The organism is Parabacteroides sp. AM58-2XD, assembly GCF_003463685.1.
Lineage (GTDB): Bacteria > Bacteroidota > Bacteroidia > Bacteroidales > Tannerellaceae > Parabacteroides > Parabacteroides segnis.
Window position 1 is genome coordinate 14,659 of sequence record NZ_QSDP01000037.1, and the last position, 23,289, is coordinate 37,947.

A 23,289-nucleotide genomic window follows, 5' to 3' on the forward strand; every position below is an offset into this window, starting at 1 on the left:
ATGCCGACAACCACGGCATACCTTTCTACTATTTCAAATAACCCTTCTTATTCAGTGATTTCGGTACCATAATACGGCCTAAGCTCATCATTAGACTTAAATACATAATAAGTCGTCGGATTCGTATACGGATTATTATAATGGAAGATGGCAGGATTGGCATTCAATTCAGCCTGATTCCAGCCCGGAGTCCAACCTACATAGACTCCATCCATATCAATACAGTGCTGATAACGTTCACAGTTGGAACCTTTGTAAGCACGGTGGATACCAACTTCCAAACGTTTAGCATCAAAATAATTAATTCCCTCACCCCAGAACTCGATACCTTTCTGGAAAACATATTCATCCAGGAATGCATCGGCAGTAGTAGCTGTACAGGTATAAACGGAATTACGTGTTTTCACAATATCCTCCAATGCTTTTGCTGCCGCAGGTACTCCCGATGTATGAAGTGCCGCTTCAGCTTTCAAGAAATACATTTCCTCAATACGCATGATCGGATAATCAACTGCACCGCCGATGGTATGAGTACGATAGTCTCCGTTATGCGGACGGAATTTCATATTTACATACAACCACGGCCATGACTGGAAACCGTTGGACGAATTGATACGTGAACGAATCCATGAGGCAGAACTGTTGTACTTATATTGATATTTATCAGGACCGAATCCAGAATAATCATCACTCCAATCACTTTGAGTAGTACTTGTACTTACATCGTTCAATGCCCATTTGTTATTAATGAACTTACCATCAGCATCTCTCTCCACCAAATACGGCTCACCCTCTTTCTGATTTTTCGATTCATAGAAAAAGCTGGGATCCAACCATGATTTCTTACGGAAGTCGTTGTCCGAAAGGCGTTCGTACCATTTACGATCGAGTGAACGACCGACACGCCAACCATACACACTGAAAGTCGTTTCTGTTCCGAAGATCATAGCAAAAGAGAATGACTGATTGTTTCCCGTAGCAGCAGTGGTGTTACCTCGGAAATAGAAGTCGCCCACATCCATGAATTCTGAGAGTTACGATTGTTAAAACCATTAACCGGGTCAGTCCACTCTGCTTCTGTCAATGGAGTACAACCGGCTACAGAAATAGCCTTATCTGCATATTCACCGGATTTCTGCCAATAGGATGCTTCGTCTTTATAGGTAGCGGATGTTTTCACACGAGAAGCCAGATTTGCATATGTACGGGCATACAAACCATACACAACCGCCAGGTTCGGCTGGGTTTTATCAGTACGGGTATATCCGTTCAGATATGTTTCTGCCTGTTGCAGGTCACTCAATATCAAATCGTAGGCTGCATCCACTGTTGCACGCGGGTTGTTGGAAGCCTCTTCCGATGTTGTCTTCTCTGTTACGATAGGCACCCCCAGATTCGTCAAGTCATTTTCAGGACTTACATAGCTGTAACGGCTATCGGTTGGTTTCTTGTATTCCATAATCTGAACCAGGTCCAAATAATAAAGTGCACGGTAAGCATAGCTGACGCCCAAATATCCCTTTTTCGTATCATCCAAATCATTTACATCGATCATCCCGATAATGTCGTTTACATTCTTAATATAAGAATAGTAGAGATAAGAAGGATACAATCCTCGATTGGAACCAGTAGCACTGATCGCTCCATAGCAATAAGCTCCCATGGTGTTATACCCATTCGCACCGGAACAAACAAACTGGGTCGTACTATGTTCAAGCATGGCACGCATACTACCATACGAAATCATTTCTATGCCACCGTCATCATTTATATACCCGCCCATCGAAGTATAAATAGAGTTGACCATCCCCTGTAAAGCCGATTCCGATGCTTGAATTTGGTCATTCAGCACATATTCTGTCGGCAATGTTTCTTCGATACAGCTACTTAGCCCCAAAAGAGCCGCAGTAGCCAATAAAATCTTATATTTCTTCATGATGTTTTCTTTTTAGTGTTTAGAATGTCAATGAAATACCACCCGAGATAGTACGTATCGGAGAATAAAGTTCCGGATTACTATATCCTTTCAATGTATAACGAGGATCGAATCCCTGTCGTGCCGAGAAATAGAACAGGTTTTCACCCGAGAAATAAACACGTATATTCTGGATATTATACTTCTGTGTCAGACTGGAAGGCAATGTATATCCCAAGTTGATGTTCTGGATATTCAGATAGCTTGCATTGGTTATGAAGCGGTCTGAACGCGGATTCTGTGAATACTTTTCTGCAAACTGTAAACGCGGAACACTTGAACCTGTATTTTCCGGTGACCAGGCATTTAAGATGTCCTTATGCCAGGTTGTAGACGTAGTGGTACTTGTGTGCATCAATGTCTGATAAGTATAGTCGTAAGCCTTTCCCCCCAACTGATAGTTCAAGTTGATAGAGAAGTCAAAACCACGATAGGATAATGAAGTACCCAAACCACCATAGAAAGAAGGAAGAGCATCACCAATCAGATAATCGGTTGCCTGACTTGCATCCTTGGTTGTTTCTTGTCCTGTGACATTTCCTGCCTCATCAAGAATATCTTTATAGAATAAAGATTCTCCTGTTTCAGGATCCAGACCGGCAAATTTAGGCAAGTACCAAGTATACAGTGAAAGACCTTCTGCCACAAAATATTTGTATTTGGATACAAACGATTTATCCAGATTGACATAACCGTTATGTCCGTCTACTTTTGTTGTTTTGATTGCATCCGGTAAAGTCAATACTTTATTCTTTACATGAGAAATATTGAAGTTAACATCCCATTTGAAATCCTTATTACTGATCAGGGTACCCTGTAAAACCAGTTCAAGACCGGCATTACGCATATCACCCAAGTTAACGAAATAACTAGTGTAACCAATAGAGGGAGGTGTATTCAGAGAAAACAACATATCACTGGTTTTCCGATAGAAATAATCCAAGCTACCACTTAGGCGTCCGCCGAAAAGATCAAATTCTGTTCCTATATTCCAGTTTGTATTGGTTTCCCAAGTAATATCACCGGAACCTTTCTGACGCCACTGGTAAGCAGCCTGATCATCATTATTTACCACTTTGTAAGAATCGGCATACAAATAATCACCGATATTGTCATTACCCTGCGATCCGACAGACGCTTTCAGCTTCAGGGAGTTTACCCAGGGAGCATTGAAGAAAGCCTCTTTTGAAATAAGCCAAGCTCCGCCGACCGACCAGAAGTTACCCCAACGGTGTTCTTTCGCGAAACGTGAAGAAGCATCACGACGATAAGATACCGAACCGAAGTACTTCGCATCGTAGTTATACATGGCGCGGAAGAAGTAGCCTCATTATTATAGGAATTTGAATAAGAGTACGGATTATTATTCAAATTCAAAAGAGTAGCCAGTTCACGTGTTCCATCGATTCCGAAATTACGTCCGGAAGCACTCAATGATTCATATTTGTAATTATAATATTCATGACCGACCATTGCTCCGACATCATGTTTACCGAACTGCTTGTTATAATTCAATAACTGTTGCGTATTATAAGTGAAAGTACGGTAAGATGCTTTCGAGAGGTAACCATTATCAGAAGAACTGGTATAGTAATCGACAAAAGGACTGGTTGCATAGGTATAACGACGATCATAATCATATGCATTGGCATTAAACGTGAATGTCAGATCCTGAGTCAGATTAATATCTGCATAACCACTGGCAATAAAAGAATTACCTGTTGTTTCATCCGAACGGTATTTGTTAGAGAAGATACAGTTACCTCCTACACCGCCTGCACGAGTCAGATCATAAGCTTGTGCAAAGTCATACATTTTCTCTCCCCACTGGTCGATCATAATATTCTTGTTCGCATCCCGGAGATAAACAGGGTAAATAGGAGCCTGGCTCTTTATTGTACTCCAGATGGTTCCAGTACCGATCGTACCTTCGGACGTCTGGCTGTAATTATATTTTGTATAGTTGAAGTTTGCACCGACTTTCAACCATTTCTTTGCTTGGTAATCCAATTTTGCACGTGCAGTTAAACGTTTTTGCATGGACCCTTCCTGGATACCGTCCTGATCCAAATATCCTATAGAGGTATAATAGTTTATACGCTCGGAAGCACCGGATACCGATACGTTATACTCTTGACGGAAGCCGTTCTGCAACCCGATCTCTTCCCAGTCATCGGCCTGCAACCAGAATTTCTGACCATTATAATCATAAAGTGCTCCCATAGTCGCTCCCGGATTCATTACGCCACCCTGTTGAATAAAGTCTTGTCCTTCAGGAACCGTATATATCATATAACCCGGACCGACACCACTGGATGAATTTGTCAGATGTTGATTTGCCAAAGCATGAGCATCTGTTGCCGACATAGAACCGCCCGGTTCAGTTATATAATAGTTATACAACATCTTGTAATAAGTTTCGTAGAACTGCTGGGCGTTTGTCGTTTTATAATTCTGGAGACCATTCGAGTTAGCCCCCCATTTGGCATCAACTGATACTTTTGCATCACCATTCTTACCTTTCTTTGTAGTATCATGATAACACCATTGGCACCACGGGCACCATACAAAGCATTAGATGCTGCATCTTTCAATACGGTCATCGACTCGATATCGTTCGAGTTTATCAGGTTCAGGTCACCATCGAAAGGCATACCGTCAACAACGATCAAAGGTTCTGTATCTGAAGAGATTGAACCGAAACCACGAATTGTAATAGAAGGCGAACTACCCGGTTGTGAAGATGAATTGCTTAGCTGTACACCGGCTACACGCCCTGCCAAAGCCTGAGCCGGATTACTAACCTGTGCTTTCAAAAGGTCGTCCGATTTCATTATACCGGCAGAACCGGTGAAGGCCTCTTTCGTACTTTTACCGAAAGCGACAACCACCACTTCGTCCAATGCCTGGTTATCTTCCTGTAATATGATTTGAATATTGTTTTTATTTCCAGGTTTTATAGTCTGGGTTACAAAACCTACATAAGAGACTTGTAATGAACCGTTAGCTTTGACGGACAATTCAAACTTTCCGTCCATATCTGTCATAATACCATTCGTTGTGCCTACTTCAACAACACTGGCGCCAATTACCGGCTCCCCGTTTTCATCTTTAACGACACCTGTCACTTTGCGGGTATTCTGATTTACCGATGCAGCTTCCTCTATTGCTACGGCTTTCCGGATATCAAGGTCTGAAAGATTACTTTCAGCCGCCATGGTCAAATTAAGACAAAACAAAGGAATGGCCATGCAGGCAACTTTCTTTGTGTAATTATTCATAACTTAATTAATTAACGATTAGAACTTGAATAAAAAAACTATTCACGGATTAGGTTAAAAGGAACGACCCTTCTATCTCTTCTATTAGCTACTATTGTACCTCATAATCAACCAGGAATAAAAAGTTAGAAATTCTATATAGACTTTTTTAGATGTATAGTATCTCCCTCAATACAGATGACAGGAGTTTTTTAGCGTTTTTATACCATAACAGACAATTAGCGTTTTTTTTCTAAAAATCAACAATAACATTAATATCTTAGAAGTATCCAAAGAAGACAATCCAATAGCAAACTATCAGATCGATTTACCTGCATATTTTATCAAACTAAGTTTTTTAAAATATCAACACTAGAGGTATTATTAACATAGTTCACATAGGACTAGGTCTTTTAAGAAGATAAAGGGGCTTTTCTCTGCAAGAAAGAAGTAATTCATAGCCTTATTTTATTAATTTTTGCATTAAAGTATGTTGTTTTTGCAAAAAATACTATATTTGCAATCGGTTTCTTAACCTAGTCCTATGTGAACTATGTTAAAAAAAAGAGCCCAAAGAGAGCACTAAACACTTTTTGGTTATGGTCCCGAAGGGACTAACTGTGAATAGCTCCCGGTGAAGCCGGGGGATTCGGATATCCGCCAAACACCACGTCCCTGAAAGGGGCGAATAACGACAACAAGCTATGATTGAACACCTTCGGGGCTCACTGGAGGGAAACCACTATTCCTTCGGCTTCACCGGAGGCTATTCATAATCGAACCCTTCAGGTCCGCCGGTGTTACTAATAAATAGGGGTTACTCAGTGCAATGGCATTAGTTGAAAGATGAAGAATGAAAACTAAAAATTCAATGTCAATTGTTCCGGTAATAAAGTAAATGTTTTACGGTGATAAGGAGTAATTCCGATCGTACGGATTGCTTCACGGTGGGCTTTAGTGGGGTAACCTTTATTTTCAGTCCAGTGATAATCCGGATACTCTTTGGCTAGTTCGTCCATATAATCGTCACGATAAGTTTTGGCAAGGATGGAGGCAGCGGCGATACTCAGATATTTACTATCCCCCTTCACCACTGTCGTATGATTTATATCGGGATAAGGAGTAAAGCGATTTCCATCTATCAGTAAATGCTCCGGTCTTACCTGCAATTGGTCGATGGCACGGTGCATAGCCAGAAAAGAAGCCTTCAGTATGTTTATCTTATCAATTTCTTCAGGAGTAACGATACCGACAGCCCAGGCTATTGCCTCTTTCTCTATAACAGGACGCAAGGCATACCGTTTCTTTTCGCTCAACTGTTTGCTGTCATTCAAATCTTCGTTCTTGAAATCAGGCGGTAAAATAACAGCAGCGGCAAATACCGATCCGGCCAAACATCCGCGTCCGGCTTCATCACATCCGGCTTCTATCCGGTTTGCTTCCAAATAAGGTAACAACATAGCGTTTTATTTGTATGAATCAATTTACTATCTTCTTTTTTATCATCCAGGGGCGCAACACGAAATAAGAGAATAAGGTTGCCAATGCAACTCCTGTGATGTTTGCCAGGAAATCAAACCAGTCGCCTCCCCGGTATGACGTACAATATTCCTGCAATAATTCAATCGCCCCGCTCATCAGGATCGGACAAAGCACGGCTCCTATCCAGGCATGCCACAAGACCTCATCGTATTTCCGGTGATTACGCAAAAACTCGATCCAAAGCATACCGGACAATCCGGCATACATACAAATATGGGCTACCTTGTCTATTCCCGGGATCTTTCCAATCTCCATCGAGGCGGCCTGAAAAACGACAGATAAATAACAACCAGAATGATTGTCAAGGATATTGGATATTTCTTCAGGTAATATAACATAGACTACTTATTAAAACATTTTTCTTACACGTTCTACCCCGGCAGCAAAAATATCGATCTCTTCTTTCGTATTATAAAAAGAGAAAGAAGCACGCACGGTACCTTCAATGCCTAAAGCCTGCATCAGCGGTTGGGCACAATGGTGACCGGTACGCACGGCAATTCCCAAACGGTCGAGCAGCATCCCCATATCATAATGATGAATATTGCCTACCAGAAAAGAAAGAACTGCCCCCTTATGGTCGGCCTGCCCGAAAATACGCATTCCTTCGATTGCATTCAGCTTTTCGGTCGCATAACGTAACAGTTCGTCTTCGTAAACGGCGATATTATCCATCCCCAAACGGTTGACATAACGCAGGGCTTCTGCCAAAGCCGTACTACCGATATAATCAGGGGTACCGGCTTCAAATTTAAACGGTAATTCATTAAATGTCGTCTTCTCAAACGAGACAGTCGCGATCATTTCGCCACCACCCTGGTAAGGAGGCAGCTTGTCCAGCCATTCTTCTTTTCCATACAACACACCGATACCGGTAGGTCCGTATACTTTATGACCGGAGAATACATAGAACTCAGCATCTAGATCCTGCACATCGACTGCCAGGTGAGGCACAGCCTGCGCACCGTCTATCAATACCGGCACATCATGGTTATGCGCTTCCTCAATTATTTCTTTCACCGGATTTATTGTACCCAGCACATTCGAGACATGGGTTACGGAAACCAGCTTCGTCCGTTCCGAGAAGAGTTCACGGAACTGCTCCATATCCAGTTCCCCCTTTTCATTCATCGGGATCACTTTCAAGGCTATTCCTTTGCGGGCTGCCTGTATCTGCCAGGGGACGATATTGGAATGATGCTCCATAACAGAGACAATCACCTCATCGCCAGCCGACATACACTCGTCGGTGAAGCTGGAAGCTATCAGATTGATCGCTTCCGTCGTTCCGCGTGTAAAAATAATTTCATTGGAAGAACGCGCATTCAGGAATGATTGTACGGTCTTACGTGCTTCTTCATGCGCTTCGGTTGCAGCCTGGCTCAGAAAATGCACTCCGCGATGGATGTTGGCATTCACATTATAATAACCGCTTTCTATCTTTTCAACCACACACCGGGGCTTCTGCGTTGTAGCACCGTTATCGAAGTAAATGAGCGGTTTATCGTATATCTTATGTTCCAGTATTGGAAAATCTTTCCGGATAGACTGTATATCTAACATAGCTCGTGTATCTTTAGTCGTATAACAAACGCCAAAGATACGATGTTTATTTTAACAACGGCGATTTATTCATTTATACAGATATAAGAATATAAAAAAAGCCTTTCGTTTCTACGCGAAAGGCTTTCTTGTACCCTCAATACTAATTACTCTACAGTTTCCGCAACCGGAGTTTCTTTGAACGCCAACAGCGGGAAGAAAATAAACGGTAATAAAAGCAGGCCTACAGCATACGCATTGTCACCTTTACCATATTTTGCCGCTATATCCTTGTACAGCAGGAAAGATAGATAGATGTTGTAGATAGGGATCAGGAAAAACCAGAATTTAACCGGTTCCCACTTTACAATACGCAACATAACAATGATGTTGTAGAACGGAATAATACACGCCCAGCCTTTTTGGCCGAAAGTTTCAAAGATTTTCCACATGCTGACAATCATCAGTATAGATAAAGCCAGTTGAATAATAGAACCAATCATTACAGTTAGATTTTAGATATTTAAACATTATTTACGCCATAAAGATAAACTTTTTATATCAAAATGTTGTTGTCTTCCACCATAAACATGTATCATATTTTATTCACTTAACATAATATACGTTATTGCTTTTGATAGAAGCGAACCCAGTCGATCTCCATTTCTACCGGCAGATCTTCCGGATCAACGGTACCTACCCAGCTACCGCCCAACTGCATATCCAGCAACAGATAAAATTTACCGTCATTAAAGGGGAACTGCCCTTCCTTATCCGTTTCAATCCGGGGATAGGCAAACGTACGGGTTTCATTTATGAAAAACACCAGACTATCCGGATACATTTCTACCGTGTAGGTATTAAAATCATCCGGGTTGATAAGTCCGGTACTCCCCTGTTTCGGATTATCTTTAATGCCCAGATCAAAAGTATAATGGGAATGGACTGTCTGATAAGCGATACTATCATTGTTCAGACGCTCCATAATGTCGATCTCACCTCCACCGGGCCATTTGCCATCTTGGGGCAGCAGCCAGAAAGCAGGCCATGCGCCGATCGCTCCGTTCAGCTTTGCATGAATTTCCAGACGCCCGTTATTAAAGCCTACTTTATCCTTTGTATAAACACCACCGGTTATATAGGCCGCCGTATCGGTCGGCAGACTGTAATTAACCAGGCCGCGCAATACCAACTTCCCGTCACGCATGGCATAGCAAGAGTCAAAATCGGACATATAGTTATTCCAGTCAGATTTGCCACGGGGGATCTTACTCCATGAAGCAGGATCAAAACTACCGGTCTGGTCGAAGTTATCTTCCCAAACCAATTTCCACTCAGCAGGTGACGGTTTACAACACGGTAAGGCAATCATCATGCCCAAGCAGGCCAACAGCCCTAAAAAGTTCTTTTTCATATCGCAGTATTTAAGAATAAGTGATTAGAATCCATCCAAAGGTATTAAAACTGTGGGAATTAACAATAACATTCCCAGCAAAATAAACAGGATAAGAATGCGGAAAAACCACTTCACCCATATTTCATAAGGTATATGAGCCAAGCCGAGCGCCCCCATCAAAACACCGGAAGTTGGTGTGATCATATTGGTAAACCCGTCACCGAACTGGAACGCCAGCACTGTTGCCTGGCGGGAAATACCGATCACATCCGAGAATGGTGCCATAATCGGCATAGTCAATGCCGCCTTCGCCGAACCGGAAGGGATAATAATATTGATCGTAGTCTGGATCAGGTACATAACTCCGAGAGAAGCAATCTTTCCGGCCTCTCCCATTAAAGTAGCCATACTATGCAGGATCGGATCGATGATACGCCCGTCCTGTAGTATCTGGATAATCCCGCCCGCCAGTCCGACTACCAGTGCAGCCGAAAGCATATCTTTAGCTCCGGTCAGGAACTGGCTGATGATCCCGTCGGCTCCCTCGTTATTGGCAAACCCGGACAGCAGTCCCATAGCCAGGAAGATAGCCGATATTTCCATCAGATACCATCCATATCCCATCACGCCTACTACCAGAAAGACAATAGTATAGCCCAATAAGTTCAAAATAAAAAACTGATTCGACTTGTGCAGTCCCAACCAACCGGTCAAAGCAAAAAGGGTGGTAAACACCGGTACTGCCGGAAAACTCACAGCACTCTCTCCTACTTCAAATGTGGTAGAAGGGTAATAGATCGAAAAGCCGATCAATGAAAGCAATAACAATAGGTAGACAACCCAGGCGGAACGGGTCGTCTTTTCTTCCTGCACCTCTTCGGAAGCAATTTCTCCCTTTTCCCGCCAGTAGGCATCCGCCTCATACATAGAAGACAGCCTCGGATTCTTTTTCACCTTTGCCGCATAACGGAGAACGATAACGATCAGGATAGAAGTAAGTACCGCCCAGCAAAACAACCGGTAACCGAAACCGGAGAACAGCGGCAAGTCAGACAATCCCTGCGCGATTCCGATTGTAAACGGATTCAGGATAGCTCCTGAAAAACCGACATGTGCCGCCACATAAACCATACAGAGTCCTGTGATGGAATCATACCCCATCGATATGGCAAGCGGCACAATAATGATGACAAACGCAAGCGTCTCCTCACTCATGCCAAATACGGCTCCGAACAAACTGAACAGGGTTATAATCAAGGATATCACGACATTATTCACTCCAATCATCCGGAAAAGTCTATATTTCTCGACCTTACGCGAACTGCGCAGAAAAGATAGTATCCCGGTATCGATCGCCCGGCTACTGTTCATAATCTGGAAAGCTCCCCCGATAATCAGCAGGAAAGCTATGATGCCAGCCTGTTTCTCGAATCCTTCCAGCAACACACCGAAGACCTGCCAGCTCTGTGGAGCGGGATCGACTGCATGAAAGGAATTATCTACAATAACCGTACGTTCGGTACCATTGACTGCCCGTACCTCCCTGGAATATTCGCCGGCAGGAATGATCCAGGAAAGGACGGCACAGATCAGGATTACAACGGATATAATTGTGTAAGTATGCGGTATCTTATTCAGTTTCATTCGTTCTTTTGGATTAGAATTAACCGCAAAATTAAGGCAAACATTTGTTTTATTCAAAAAAAGAAAGAGAATGGAGGTGTTTATGGGTTCGATATTTATTCAGAAATGAAACATTCCGGGCAAATTGTTGCAAAAATCTCGTTTTAAACGAGATGAAATTCGTCTTAAACGGACTGTAACCCCGTTTTAAACGAGAAAAAACCCGTTTTAAACGAAGTTAGTGCTCGTTTAAAACGGGTTTTCAGGTAAATATAACTATATATCGGCCTTACGGCGGCCCATATTGCGAAGGTGTCGTTCCGTATTGTTCCATGAAACATTTGTGGAAGGTGGCCGTATCATTGAAACCGACCATTTCTGCGATTTCCTCTATCGAATAGTTCAAAATTTATCAGAATTGAATGTTTTAGTGTCGCTGCTTGTCCTGAAAGGACTAACTGTGAATAGCCCCCGGTGAAGCCGGGGGACCCAATATCTGCCGGATGGTACGTCCCCGCAGGGGGCGAACAACATGCTATGGCTGAACCCCTTCGGGGCTCACCGATTGGGACCAATATATTCCCCCGGTTTCACCGGGGGCTATTCACAATTGAACCCTTCGGGTCCACAACGTCATAAAACATTCAAATCTTTCTGTAATAACCCTATCTCTGTTCTCCGAACTCTGTCTGCTGTCTTTCCACCTCTTTCAGTTTCAAGGCATTCACTTCTTTTTGAAGACGTTCTACTTCGCGTTCGGCTGATGATTTGCTCATTTGCATATCTGTCTTGCCGGTTACAGTCAGAGGAATAAGAGCGGCCTCCGATTGATTATAGAGTAACGGATAAACGGCCGGGGTACTTTCCAGTTCAAATTCTGCGCTGATCGGCATCTGGGAGCCTTCCATCAGGACACTGGCCATGACTTTGATCTTCCCCGGTTTCAAGGTAGACTGTACCAGTACCGGAGCTGTTCCCCATTTCACCGGAGCCGGATTTGCCATCACATCGGAACCTCCCAGGATACGACCTTCACCTTCGATATGGAACTTGATGAAGTAATTGTTCAGCCGCTTGATGTTGCCTTGCTTATCAGCTACGGCGGCAACAACTGTTACAAAATCAGAGCCGTTTGCTTCCAGGTTCGTACCTTCGTTATCCACCCAAAGCAATAGTTTCTCAGGACGGCGAGCAGGGGTTACTTTATGGGTAGCAACTACTTTTCCGTCTATCAGTCCTTCTGCCAGCAGATAAACATCAGCTTGTTTCTGTTCTCTCGACAAGGCTTTATCTATCATAAAATCATAAACATCAAGGAAAGTGATAACAGGCGAAGGCATCCCCTTACGGTTCTTATCCTTCTTATGAGTATATGTTTTTCCTCCTTTGTTGTAAGTCAGCCGCACCTCATCGCAATTGGAATAAACAACTACGTCTTTTCCTGAGAACGGTGTCATTTCGTGAGCAATAAAAACCATCGGACCCGTTTCAGCTATCAGACCGGTCTTCACCGGCGGACGCTGTGCCATAAACATATAATAAGAGAACTTAGGCTGGCGGAATACATCCATGATTCCTCCGTAGAAAGGATCCGGATGATAACCACGCTGATGGTCGAACGAATGCCATAAACAACCACCCACATGCTGGGGGGAAGTCTGAAACAAAGCGTCATAGCTGGTATAAGGATAAGACGGAGAAGCATAATGTTGTGCCTGTATCAGCATGGCCTGTTCACCCCAATTGCGGGCAACACGACTGGGAGAATTATGAGAGTTCCAGTCGTCTACGTTATCTCCCCACTCACGGGTAAAATAAGTCTTTGAATCGTCCGCATGCTTCAGCGCCCACATTGGATCTGCATTCTGGGGATGAGCGAAGAGCACCGGAAATACTTCATGACCACGTGCTTCGCTGTCACTGCCGCAATAGCAGGAGGGGTAAGGATATTCGGCATGCACGATATCATTAGTGTTTTTGGCAAAGTCTGCCGGATACCAGGTCTCATTCAGGATCGGTTCCCAAAGCCATACCGAAGGATGGTTACGGTCACGACGCACCAGATTACGGATGTCGCTGTAAACACGTTGCGCAAACTCAGGCGCATCGTTCCAGAACTGCCAGCCGGGCGTATTCACAATAACGAATAACCCCAGTTCGTCGCAAGCATCCATAAAAGCCGGGTCTTGCGGGCAATGGGCGTTACGGATTACCTCCATACCGACATCTTTCAGTTTTTTGGCATCACGCCAATGGATACTATTTGCCACGGCATTGCCAACAACGGCAAAGTCCTGATGACGATTTGCCCCGATCAATGGCTTATCATAAGGTTTGCCGTTCAGCCAAAAGCCGTCTTTCCCATTAAACTCAATGCTACGGATACCGATACGGCGGCGATAACCATCAATCACATTCCCTTCTTCATCGCGGATACGAACCAACAGGTTATATAATGCAGGAGAAGAAGGACTCCATAACAGCGGTTCCTTCACCAACAGTTTATCCGAACTTGTCATGGCTTTACCTGCTTTTATCCTGATCTTATCATTCAAAAAAGCGACCTGCTTGCCATCCGGTTGTTGCAATTCATATTCTACCACACCGGTAAATGCTTTCTTCGTTTCGTTACGTACCTGTATTTTCAACAAAACTTCGGCCGAAGCATCCGAGACCTTATCGAAAGCGACGAACAAGCCGCCTCCGGCAATCTCATTCTCATAATTCGGGTCTGTGATAAAGATGTTGTTATGGGCTACCAGCCAGCAGTCGCGGTAAATTCCTCCGAAATAAGTATAATCCAATACATCCTGTGCCTTTCCGGGAGGATAGGAAGGATCGTCGCTGTTGTCGGTCCAGACTGCAATCACGTTATCACCGTTCCAGTCCAGTGCCTCTGTCACATCCACCACTACCGGCAGATAACCGCCAAAATGCTCCGTCAGCTGTTTTCCGTTCACAAATACTTTACTCTTACCCATGATGGCTTCGAAATGCAGGAACAGCTTTTTTCCTTTCAAAGCAACATCCGGTGTGAAATGCTTGCGGTACCAGGATTCTCCCTGATAGTTGATACAGCCGCTGGCTTCTGTCGGCAGGTATTCGATGCCATGCGGCAAGGAAACCACCGTCCAGTCTTTATCATTAAAATCTTTGGCTTCTGCACCAGCCAGACCTCCTTTATAAAAACGCCAGGCAGGATTCATCGAGAAAACCTCACGTCCGGAATTATCCATACGGAAGAATCCGGCAGTCGAGAACTCCGGTTGATGTGCCGCCCATAAAGGAAGGCAGCAAAAAAGCAATACAAGATACGTTACTAGCTTCTTCATTATTATTTATTTTATTTGTGACTAAGATGTATTGATATTACCTGCCGAAATTGAATAAAGGCGATTCGGTACGGGCACCATCCATTAACGCTTCCAGCTCTTTTACCTTTTCCGGATTTTGTTGAGCCAGATTGTTATCTTCATGCAGATCGCTGCTCAGATCATAAAGTTCCAGAATCGTTTCACCGACGATCGGTTGACGGATCAGTTTCCAGTCACCGCAACGCAAAGCCTCACGGCCATTCTGTTCATGAAATTCCCAATACAGATATTCATGTTGCTTCTGTCCTTCTTTAGAGAATAAAGTCGGCAGGAAAGAGATGCCATCGCCTGTCTGAGGCAAAGCGACACCTGTCAGTTCAGCCAAAGTCGGCATCACATCCCAGAAAGCACTGATATGTTCCGTTTTCACTCCGGCTTTGATCTTGGCAGGATTCCAGGCAATCATCGGAACACGGATACCGCCTTCGTAGACATCCCTCTTCACCCCTTTCAACGGACCGTAACTCAGGAAATAATCCGGATTGGCTCCCCCTTCCCTGTGCGGGCCATTATCGCTGGTAAAGATCACGATCGTATTCTTATCCAATCCCAGTTCTTTCAATTCCGCCATTACATCGCCTACATATTTATCCAACCGTGTTACCATAGCCGCAAAAGACGCATATGGCTTTTCTGACGGATAATATCCTCCTTTATCATAAGGAACTTCTTCAAAAGTATTTTCATACATCTGGTAGATAGAATCGTGCGGCAGATTTAATTCCGCATGCGGCAAGGTGTACGTCAGCATGGCATAGAACGGCTTATCCTTGTTGTCACGAATAAATTTCAAGGCCTGTTCGTGGATCAGATCCTGCGAATACACTTTACGTCCATTGTTATCATTCTCACTCAGGAATACCGTATCATTATTATGCCACAGATGATCCGGATAATAAGAATGAGCCTGACGCTGACAATTATAACCGAAAAATTCATCGAATCCCATCGTAGAAGGAACAGAAGAAGAACCCGGATACCCCAACCCCCATTTGCCGAAGATACCGGTTGCATATCCTGCCGACTTCATCAGTTTACCCAAAGTATAGGTATCAGCCTCCATCGGCTGTTGCCCTTCCGGAGCAATTTCTTTGTTTCCGCGTATCTGCGAATGTCCGGTATGCAAACCGGTCATCAATGAACAACGGGAAGGGGCACTGACCGTACAGCCGGCATAATGCTGGGTAAACAGCATTCCTTCCCGCGCCATCTTATCGAGATTCGGCGTCTTGATTTTCTGCTGACCATAACAACCGATATCCCCATATCCCAGATCGTCGGCCAAAATGTAAATAACATTCATCGGAACTTCTTTTTCCGGAGCTTTGTCTTTACAAGCGGACATCCCGGCCAACAAGGAACCGCCAATACATAATACAAGTTGAGTTTTCATTTTCTATAGTTATTTTATATCTAATATAATTTTCTTTCCTCTCGCATATTACTATCATAAGGTTGGGCATCCAAAGATACATTATAAAAAACTAATTCTACCGCATCATCACCAATATATACAAACAACAATCGCATTTTTTCGGCTTATTTAGCGGATAGAAACAAATACAATATCATCCATTCTTATTCCCTCCAGCCTTATCGACCGGGATATTCCGGCTTTCAGAGAAAGCGAATTACTCTTTATACATTCGCCATTCTTATAAATATCCACTTTATACTGCCCCTCTTTCTGTGTCATACAGTTCAATTTTAAAGTCCGGAGATTACAATTTATAAGGCAGATCGATATCAATAACTATTTATGATCTTATTTGCTTTAGATATAACAACTGAAGCGGGAACAGTTTCCAGCGTATTTTCATCAAACAGGCTCAATGCCTTATCTATTTTAGCTTTTGCCTGTTGATTCCCCGACAAATTGAACTCCTCTCTCAAAATCCTGATTTTCTCAAATGCCTGAATACCGGCAATCAGACGTTCAAAACGCATGGAGGTTCTTGCACCCGGATAGATAAAATAAGTATCTCCTCCCGGCCAGGTATAGAAGCGGCTGTCAAGCAACGGTTCGATCACCCAGCTGTTCAATGCCCAGCGGGAATAACCATCCAGATTTTCTTTCGCCGCATACCAACTGAACCATTCACATTCGGCAGGCGGATTAAAGGTAAATGTATTCGGACGAGGTTCTTCACAACTGGTATAAAAGGTAGTGACTTTACCCTCAGCTCTGCGTTTAGCCTTCATCTCTTCTGAATATTTCATCCGTAATGCCACACAGTAATCATCCAGCTCGTCAGACAGTTCTTCATGTAAAGCACCGGCTAAAGAAACCTTGAAGCCTGGATCGGCCTTATGTATCACTTTCAATGTTTCCTGCATAACCGCCATAGGACGTTCATCCATAGAAATATGGGTAATATCGAACCAGCCTTTTTCTTTCAAATGAGCAGCAAACGACCTCAGCATAGTTCCCCATATATCTTCATATTCCAGGTCACCGGGTTTCATCTCTATAAACTTCAGACTATTGGTTGCCTGATCGAAATACTGAAAAGATAACCTCCAGGGAACCATCGAATAACAGTTTATTTCCTGCGTTACACCGACACTCATCATAAACTCTATCCACCGATCGAAAACAGTGTAATCAAAAGACCAGCTACCGTCTGCTTTCTTCATCCAGGTAATCATCGTTTCAAAATAATCGTACGTTTGCCCATTCCAGGGTTTATGCATGATGGAGGCAGTTATGACCTTTCCTCCCGCCTGGCGATACATCTCCATATAGGGACGCATACAATCAAAATGAGCCTTACTCCAGGGTTCAACCTGATGATAACGTGCTATTGCGAACGGATTCTGCCATAAGTCAAGATGATAAATCCACTCGGACGGCATAGGCAAGATGCGATCTTTCACATTGATTTTCAAAACAAGTTCCCCGAGTGTTTTATCCCCGTCTTTCAAAACCACTTTGCCCTCATAAATACCAGCCGGGCTATCTTGAGGAACCCATACGCGTACCCATCCTCCCTGGGTAGTACGCTCCGGTAAAGAAAGCACTTTTGTCAGGTGATCTATCGGATCAGCAACCAATGACGAATCAAATGCAGCAGCATCCGGACGGGAGCCACATCCCCCCATTCCATCCTTATTCAGTTCGTCTGTCATTACATAACGAACAAAACCTGACAGCAACCGATCCTGACCAATCTTGCTTTTCTTATTTTTATGAACCAGTTCCGTTACAGAAAAGGATAGATTATGTAAAGGTTGATCACCCCATACAACCCACTGGGAAGCAACACGTTCTCCCTTCCATGCCGTCAGTTCGATCTCTTTACTTATCCGGCCGACTGGTGCCGGCTCTTCTTTTTTATACCGTATATCGGTAGAACCCCAACTTACACTTGTCCCTTTTACATTTTTCCATAATCCCGGATCCGTTGTTGCCGGATTACGCAATTCTGCATACGTATCTACGGGAAAAGGTGTTTGCCCGGTAGATTGGCCGGAATGAGTGACTCCTACCGTCGATTGCGCCTGTCCCTGTATACTAAAACTGATACTTAAAAATACAGCAACTATTATTTTATTCGATTTCATACAAATATGTTTTACTTTGTTATCAGAGACAAATAAGGCCGTTGCCAGACGGTAACGGCCTTATCCTGTCAACTTATTCTATTCAATTACCAGTCACCATTCTGAGTACACAACAAGTTGGTTTGTATCTCTTTAGCCGGTATGGGCAAATAATAATGACGTTTCTGGAAGCTGGCAAAACGGATTGGATCCTGCGCTTTCAACTCCTGTTCAAGTAACCCCCAACGGCGAAGGTCATAGAAACGTTCCCCTTCTTTAAAGAACTCAATAGCACGCTGATGGATCAGTTCTTCCTTAACCGATGCAGCATCTGTCTTGCCGGAATAAGGAAGCAAGTTACCTCCACGGGTACGTATCTGGTCTATGTAACCGATTGCCTGTACCGTATTATTCAGATTCAGTTCACACTCAGCCAATAACAGAATCACATCGGCAAAACGCATAGCACGTTCGTTGATATAGGAAGGAATTGTTTCCACTTCCTGTTCACGAGTTTTGGAATTCTGATATTTAAGGATCCAGTATGAACTCAGGTCTTCACCGGATAATACTTCCTGAATAGGCTTCATATAATACATACAACCGGGATAATCCCAGGCCACAGATGTCAATGTACGATAATCATACTCTCCGTTTGCCGCTCTTTCTTTCCTGAAAATATCCATCATCTTCTGGGTCGGTTTTGCCTCAAACCATCCGCCAACAGCACCAGCCGCATATTCAACGGCAATGGTGGTCGACTGGGCAGAATTGGCTGTTTCACCATTATCCCACTGGTCCGATCCGCCTACCGGCTCATAGAGGATTTCAAAAATACTTTCTGCATTGTTTTCATGCTCCTCATCGAAATTCCAGGTAAAATCATCTACCAGTTTATACGTATACGGAGCTTTAGTCAATGGTTCCAGGGTATTTTTAGCTTCCTGCCATTTTTCCATATACACATACAATTTACCTAAATAAGCATACGAAGTTCCCCGTGTCGGCTTCCCTTTATCATTTGCCAAAGGCAGCAGAGATGCTGACTCGATAAAGTCTTTTTCGGCTTGCCCGTACACTTCCGCCTGGCTCGATTTAGCCAACTGGAAAGTTGCCGGATCCTGAGAAGCTGTTAACCGCAGAGGAACATCACCAAACTCTTTTGCCAGCTGGAAATAATACATGCCGCGGATAAAAAGAGCTTCGCCACGAATCTGGTCAATGAACTCTTCTGTAAAATCTTTACCGTCTATTTCTTGCAAAATAGAATTAGCCCTGTAAATAGCATTGTAGAACTGATAAAAGATATTATTTGCCACTGCATTGTTCGGATCATTCGTGAAACGATGCATTGAATATATTTCCTGAATATCATTACGGAACTCAATATCATCCGCACGTGAAATACGGGCCATCAGTCCACGGGTTCCATAATATCCGCCATTCCAGTTTTTTAGCGGCGTATAACAAGAGGCCATAGCCTGTCTGAAGTCGGCTTCCGTCTTCCAGAAAGTTTCTCCGGTCGGCTTATTCGGATTAGTCAGATCCAGTTTGCCTTCACAACTATTGAGTGCAACGGCAATAAAAACGAATATGATTAATTTTAATGTTTTCATAATGACATGATTTTTTAGAATGTAAGATTAAGTCCCAACATGAATACTCTGTTTGTCGGATAAACAAAATTATCGAAACCACGGGACGTTGCATTGTCTGCATTATTGATGTCAGGAGTGTAACCACTATATCCTGTGATTGTAAACAAATTTTCCGCATTCACATATACACGCAGTTTTTGTATTTTATCCTGGAACCAACGATTCGGGAATGTATATCCTAACTGGACATTACGCAGACGGAAGAATGAACCGTTTTCAAGGAAACGATCACTCTGGGGCCGGGTGTTCTGGTTCGGATCATCCCAAACTAAACGGGGATGCGATGCACCGGGATTGTCCGGAGTCCAGTAATCGAGTGTAGAAGCCAGGAAGTTCGTTCCTTTGTTTACACCTTCCAACTCTAAACGGGTTCCATTATACACTTTATTGCCAAAAACACCCTGCATGCCCAATAAAAGGTCAAATCCCTTGTAGCTTGCATTCAGATTTAATCCCATAGTCAGTGTCGGGAACGGACTGCCGCAATAGACACGATCGTCATCCGTAATTTTTCCGTCACCATTAGAATCCTTGAAACGGATATCTCCGGGTTTTGCATTCGGCTGAATCAAATTACCATCCTTTACATATGCATCTATCTCCGCCTGGTTCTGGAACAGACCTTCTGTTGGGATCAACCAGAAACCACCGATCGGATAGCCGGCCAACGTACGGGTTGTAGCTACATTGGTACGGTTTTTACCACCTTCGATAACTTGATTGGCATCTCCCATTTCTACTACTTCATTTTTCATCGCATTACCGGTCCAGGTAATTCCATAAGAAAAATCTTTTGAAGGGGCATCATTCCAACCCACAGTCCATTCCACACCTGTATTTTTGATTTTACCGGCATTACGGACGGGATCGTTTGCACCACCTGTCGAGATAGGAATAGGCACTGTCAACAAAATATCTTTAGTATTCTTACGATACCAGTCAGCCGTGACCATCAACCGTGAGTTCATAAAAGCCATATCTACACCGATATTGGTCATTTCCGTTTCTTCCCATTTAATTGCCGGATTCGCAAAATCTTTGGGGAATGCACCACTGATCAAACCGCCGTTGCCATCCGGATAATTAATATTGGATGTAATAACACTGGTGTACATATAGTCGTCAATTTCCTGATTACCCAGGATACCATATCCCGCTCTCAACTTCAACTGGTCCATCCAATCCTTTGACTGTTCCATAAAATGTTCTTCTGCGATATTCCAACCGACCGAAACAGAGGGGAAATGTCCGTATCGATTCTCTTTGGCAAATTTGGAAGAACCGTCCCGGCGATAAGTTGCCGTAATCAAATAACGATTATCATATGAATAGAATACACGGGAAATGATTGAGGTCAACGCGCTCTCTTTCGACCATGTATCATTCATACGGTCCTGTGTAGCAGCACCTACTTCAGTTATTCCTTCAGGCAACCCCTTACCGGAAGCCAGTATATAACGGGTATGATAATTCTGATAAGAATATCCCAACAAAGCACTGATTTTATGTTTACCGAATGTCTGATCAAATGTCAACAGATTTTCAATCAGGAAATTATTCTTTTGATAACGATATTCGGTCATGTTGGACACTGCATTATTACGCAAACCGAAATCATAAATATTTTCATAAGACGTATTCCGCTCAAAGGAGAGATCAGGAGTTGCATTCAGACGGTATTTAAATCCTAAAGGCAATTTAACCTCTGCATACAGGTTGATATAAGCATTGTAAGCGTTCCATGTCCTGCGCGTCAGGTTTTCATCCAGGATACCCAGCGGATTAGGAATATCGGTTGCATCACCATACACTTTACCATAGCCTCCCTTTTCGTTGGTCGGATCATATTTTTGAAGAGTCGGGATAGACTGAAGGATAATACCCAGATAACCACCACGTGCAAAACCGTACAAAGGATTATTCTGTTGTGAACTGAACACGACATTGTTTCCAAAAGTAAACCAACCACGCTTATATTCCGATTTAAACTGGGCATTATAGCGTTGGTAATTCGTACCTTTTATTGTTCCGTCCTGATTGACATAACCAAGACCTGTATAATAAGTAAAATACTTTGTGCCGCCTCTGACCGTCAGGTTATAATTCTGCATCAGGCAGGTCCCATCATTTCATCCTGCCAGTCATTACTTTCTTTCATATCGGTTGCCATTTCAAGCGGACTGGCACCGATAGCCTGACGGGAAACGGTTGTCAGGCGCGCCCAATCTTCCGCACCCAGCATATCCAGATATTTGGACGGAGTTTGCACACCGACATTTACCGAAGCATCGATAATCGGTTTTCCTTCCGTATTGGAACCGGATTTTGTGGTAACAATAATAACGCCATTGGCAGCACGTGAACCGTAGATGGCAGCAGAAGAAGCATCTTTCAGCACATCTATACTTTCAATATCGTTCGGATTCAGATGGTCCATGCTACTCATATACATTCCATCCACAATATACAACGGACTGGCATTGTTCAAGGTACCGATACCACGAACCATGATACGGCTGCTCTGTCCCGGAGCGCCACCCTGGGACACAATATCGACCCCGGCAATTTTACCTTGAAGGGCCTGGCCGATATTCACATTACTCTGCGTACTCAGCTTCTCGGTACTGATATTTGCCACGGAACCGGTAAGGTCGGCTTTCTTCTGTGTACCGTATCCGATTACGACAATTTCATCCAGTGCTTTGGAATCTTCCACCAATACCACACGGATATTCGTTTCATTTCCTACCGGTATTTCTTTTGTCAAATAACCAATATAAGAAATATTCAATATAGAGCCAGCTTCCGCTTCAATTGAAAACTCGCCATTTATATCTGTAACCGTTCCGTTGGTAGTTCCTTTCACAACTACATTCGCCCCGATAACCGGTTCGCCGTTTGAATCGAGTATCGTTCCATCGATTTTTTTTGCCTGTTGCTGGATTTCAGCATCCGTTTTTCCTGTTACTTTGGTTAGTACGATATGCGTACCTTCCATATCAAAATCGATTTCCGAATTCTTCAGGATATTTTTAAGGACTGCCGATACCGGCTCATTTTTAACTTTGACAGAGACCTTACGGTTCACATCTACCTGATTATTATAGATAAACAGATAATCGGTCTGTTTTTCGATTTCGCCTAATACTTCGTCCAGTTGGGCATTACGTTTACTAATACTCACCCGGGCATTTTGTGAATGTGTATTTTCTGCGAAAGAGCAGAACACACATACTAAAAGTAAGAACGTGGTGATTCGCATAATTCTAAAGATTTGTTTAAGTTTCGGGCTTTTAGGATAATACCTACCCGACAAAGAGTTTTTTTTCATACCTTTGTTGATGATTTGAAGTTAATACAGTTTTTAATTGAATTG

At 43.3% G+C, this 23,289-nt stretch carries 14 protein-coding genes and 3 pseudogenes; all 17 read right to left on the reverse strand.

Features of this window, described 5'->3' with window-relative positions; all coding sequences use genetic code 11:
- Window positions 1-47 precede the first annotated feature (47 nt).
- The 17 genes and pseudogenes from DXA15_RS26335 to DXA15_RS10970 all read right to left on the reverse strand — a co-directional run bounded on the left by DXA15_RS26335 (window position 48) and on the right by DXA15_RS10970 (window position 23,244).
- On the reverse strand, window positions 48-1,022 hold the full coding sequence (locus DXA15_RS26335; RefSeq protein ID WP_233567173.1) for a RagB/SusD family nutrient uptake outer membrane protein: 975 nt from the start codon (window positions 1,020-1,022) through the stop codon (window positions 48-50).
- On the reverse strand, window positions 944-1,936 hold the full coding sequence (locus tag DXA15_RS26340) for a RagB/SusD family nutrient uptake outer membrane protein (protein ID WP_233567174.1): 993 nt from the start codon (window positions 1,934-1,936) through the stop codon (window positions 944-946). The genes DXA15_RS26335 and DXA15_RS26340 overlap by 79 nt, the downstream gene beginning before the upstream one ends.
- Before the next feature lie 19 nt (window positions 1,937-1,955).
- Window positions 1,956-3,284: a TonB-dependent receptor gene (locus DXA15_RS26345; RefSeq protein ID WP_233567175.1), complete on the reverse strand. Its 1,329-nt coding sequence runs from the start codon at window positions 3,282-3,284 to the stop codon at window positions 1,956-1,958.
- Between the two features lie 1,075 nt (window positions 3,285-4,359).
- Complete coding sequence (locus tag DXA15_RS26350) at window positions 4,360-5,256, reverse strand: TonB-dependent receptor plug domain-containing protein (RefSeq protein ID WP_233567176.1); 897 nt, start codon at window positions 5,254-5,256, stop codon at window positions 4,360-4,362.
- Between the two features lie 839 nt (window positions 5,257-6,095).
- On the reverse strand, window positions 6,096-6,695 hold the full coding sequence (locus DXA15_RS10910; RefSeq protein ID WP_128134028.1) for a ribonuclease HII: 600 nt from the start codon (window positions 6,693-6,695) through the stop codon (window positions 6,096-6,098).
- A 19-nt stretch (window positions 6,696-6,714) separates the two neighbouring features.
- Window positions 6,715-7,115: pseudogene (locus tag DXA15_RS10915) on the reverse strand (VanZ family protein).
- Window positions 7,116-7,125: 10 nt separating this feature from the next.
- Complete coding sequence (locus DXA15_RS10920) at window positions 7,126-8,340, reverse strand: aminotransferase class V-fold PLP-dependent enzyme (RefSeq protein ID WP_128134030.1); 1,215 nt, start codon at window positions 8,338-8,340, stop codon at window positions 7,126-7,128.
- 146 nt (window positions 8,341-8,486) lie between these two features.
- Window positions 8,487-8,822 (reverse strand): DUF5684 domain-containing protein, encoded by a 336-nt coding sequence (locus tag DXA15_RS10925; RefSeq protein ID WP_128134031.1) that lies wholly within the window; start codon window positions 8,820-8,822, stop codon window positions 8,487-8,489.
- A gap of 122 nt (window positions 8,823-8,944) precedes the next feature.
- A complete protein-coding gene (locus DXA15_RS10930) occupies window positions 8,945-9,694 on the reverse strand; it encodes a glycoside hydrolase family 16 protein (RefSeq protein ID WP_233567178.1) in 750 nt (249 codons plus the stop codon).
- 63 nt (window positions 9,695-9,757) lie between these two features.
- Window positions 9,758-11,359 (reverse strand): YfcC family protein, encoded by a 1,602-nt coding sequence (locus DXA15_RS10935; protein ID WP_128134033.1) that lies wholly within the window; start codon window positions 11,357-11,359, stop codon window positions 9,758-9,760.
- A gap of 268 nt (window positions 11,360-11,627) precedes the next feature.
- Window positions 11,628-11,738: pseudogene (locus DXA15_RS10940) on the reverse strand (helix-turn-helix domain-containing protein); the annotation flags it as partial.
- A gap of 265 nt (window positions 11,739-12,003) precedes the next feature.
- Window positions 12,004-14,670: a glycoside hydrolase family 2 TIM barrel-domain containing protein gene (locus tag DXA15_RS10945; protein WP_128134034.1), complete on the reverse strand. Its 2,667-nt coding sequence runs from the start codon at window positions 14,668-14,670 to the stop codon at window positions 12,004-12,006.
- 37 nt (window positions 14,671-14,707) lie between these two features.
- The gene (locus DXA15_RS10950) at window positions 14,708-16,105 is read right to left on the reverse strand and encodes an arylsulfatase (RefSeq protein WP_128134035.1); all 1,398 of its coding nucleotides are present in this window, start codon (window positions 16,103-16,105) and stop codon (window positions 14,708-14,710) included.
- A gap of 150 nt (window positions 16,106-16,255) precedes the next feature.
- Window positions 16,256-16,408 carry a hypothetical protein gene (locus tag DXA15_RS10955; RefSeq protein ID WP_199676285.1) on the reverse strand — a complete coding sequence of 51 codons (153 nt, stop codon included), beginning with the start codon at window positions 16,406-16,408 and terminating at the stop codon, window positions 16,256-16,258.
- Window positions 16,409-16,458: 50 nt separating this feature from the next.
- The gene (locus DXA15_RS10960) at window positions 16,459-18,276 is read right to left on the reverse strand and encodes a DUF4091 domain-containing protein (protein WP_128134037.1); all 1,818 of its coding nucleotides are present in this window, start codon (window positions 18,274-18,276) and stop codon (window positions 16,459-16,461) included.
- An 86-nt stretch (window positions 18,277-18,362) separates the two neighbouring features.
- Entirely contained in the window at window positions 18,363-19,871 is a 1,509-nt protein-coding gene (locus DXA15_RS10965; RefSeq protein ID WP_128134038.1) for a RagB/SusD family nutrient uptake outer membrane protein, read from the reverse strand.
- A 14-nt stretch (window positions 19,872-19,885) separates the two neighbouring features.
- Window positions 19,886-23,244 (reverse strand): annotated as a pseudogene (locus tag DXA15_RS10970) (TonB-dependent receptor).
- Window positions 23,245-23,289 lie beyond the last annotated feature (45 nt).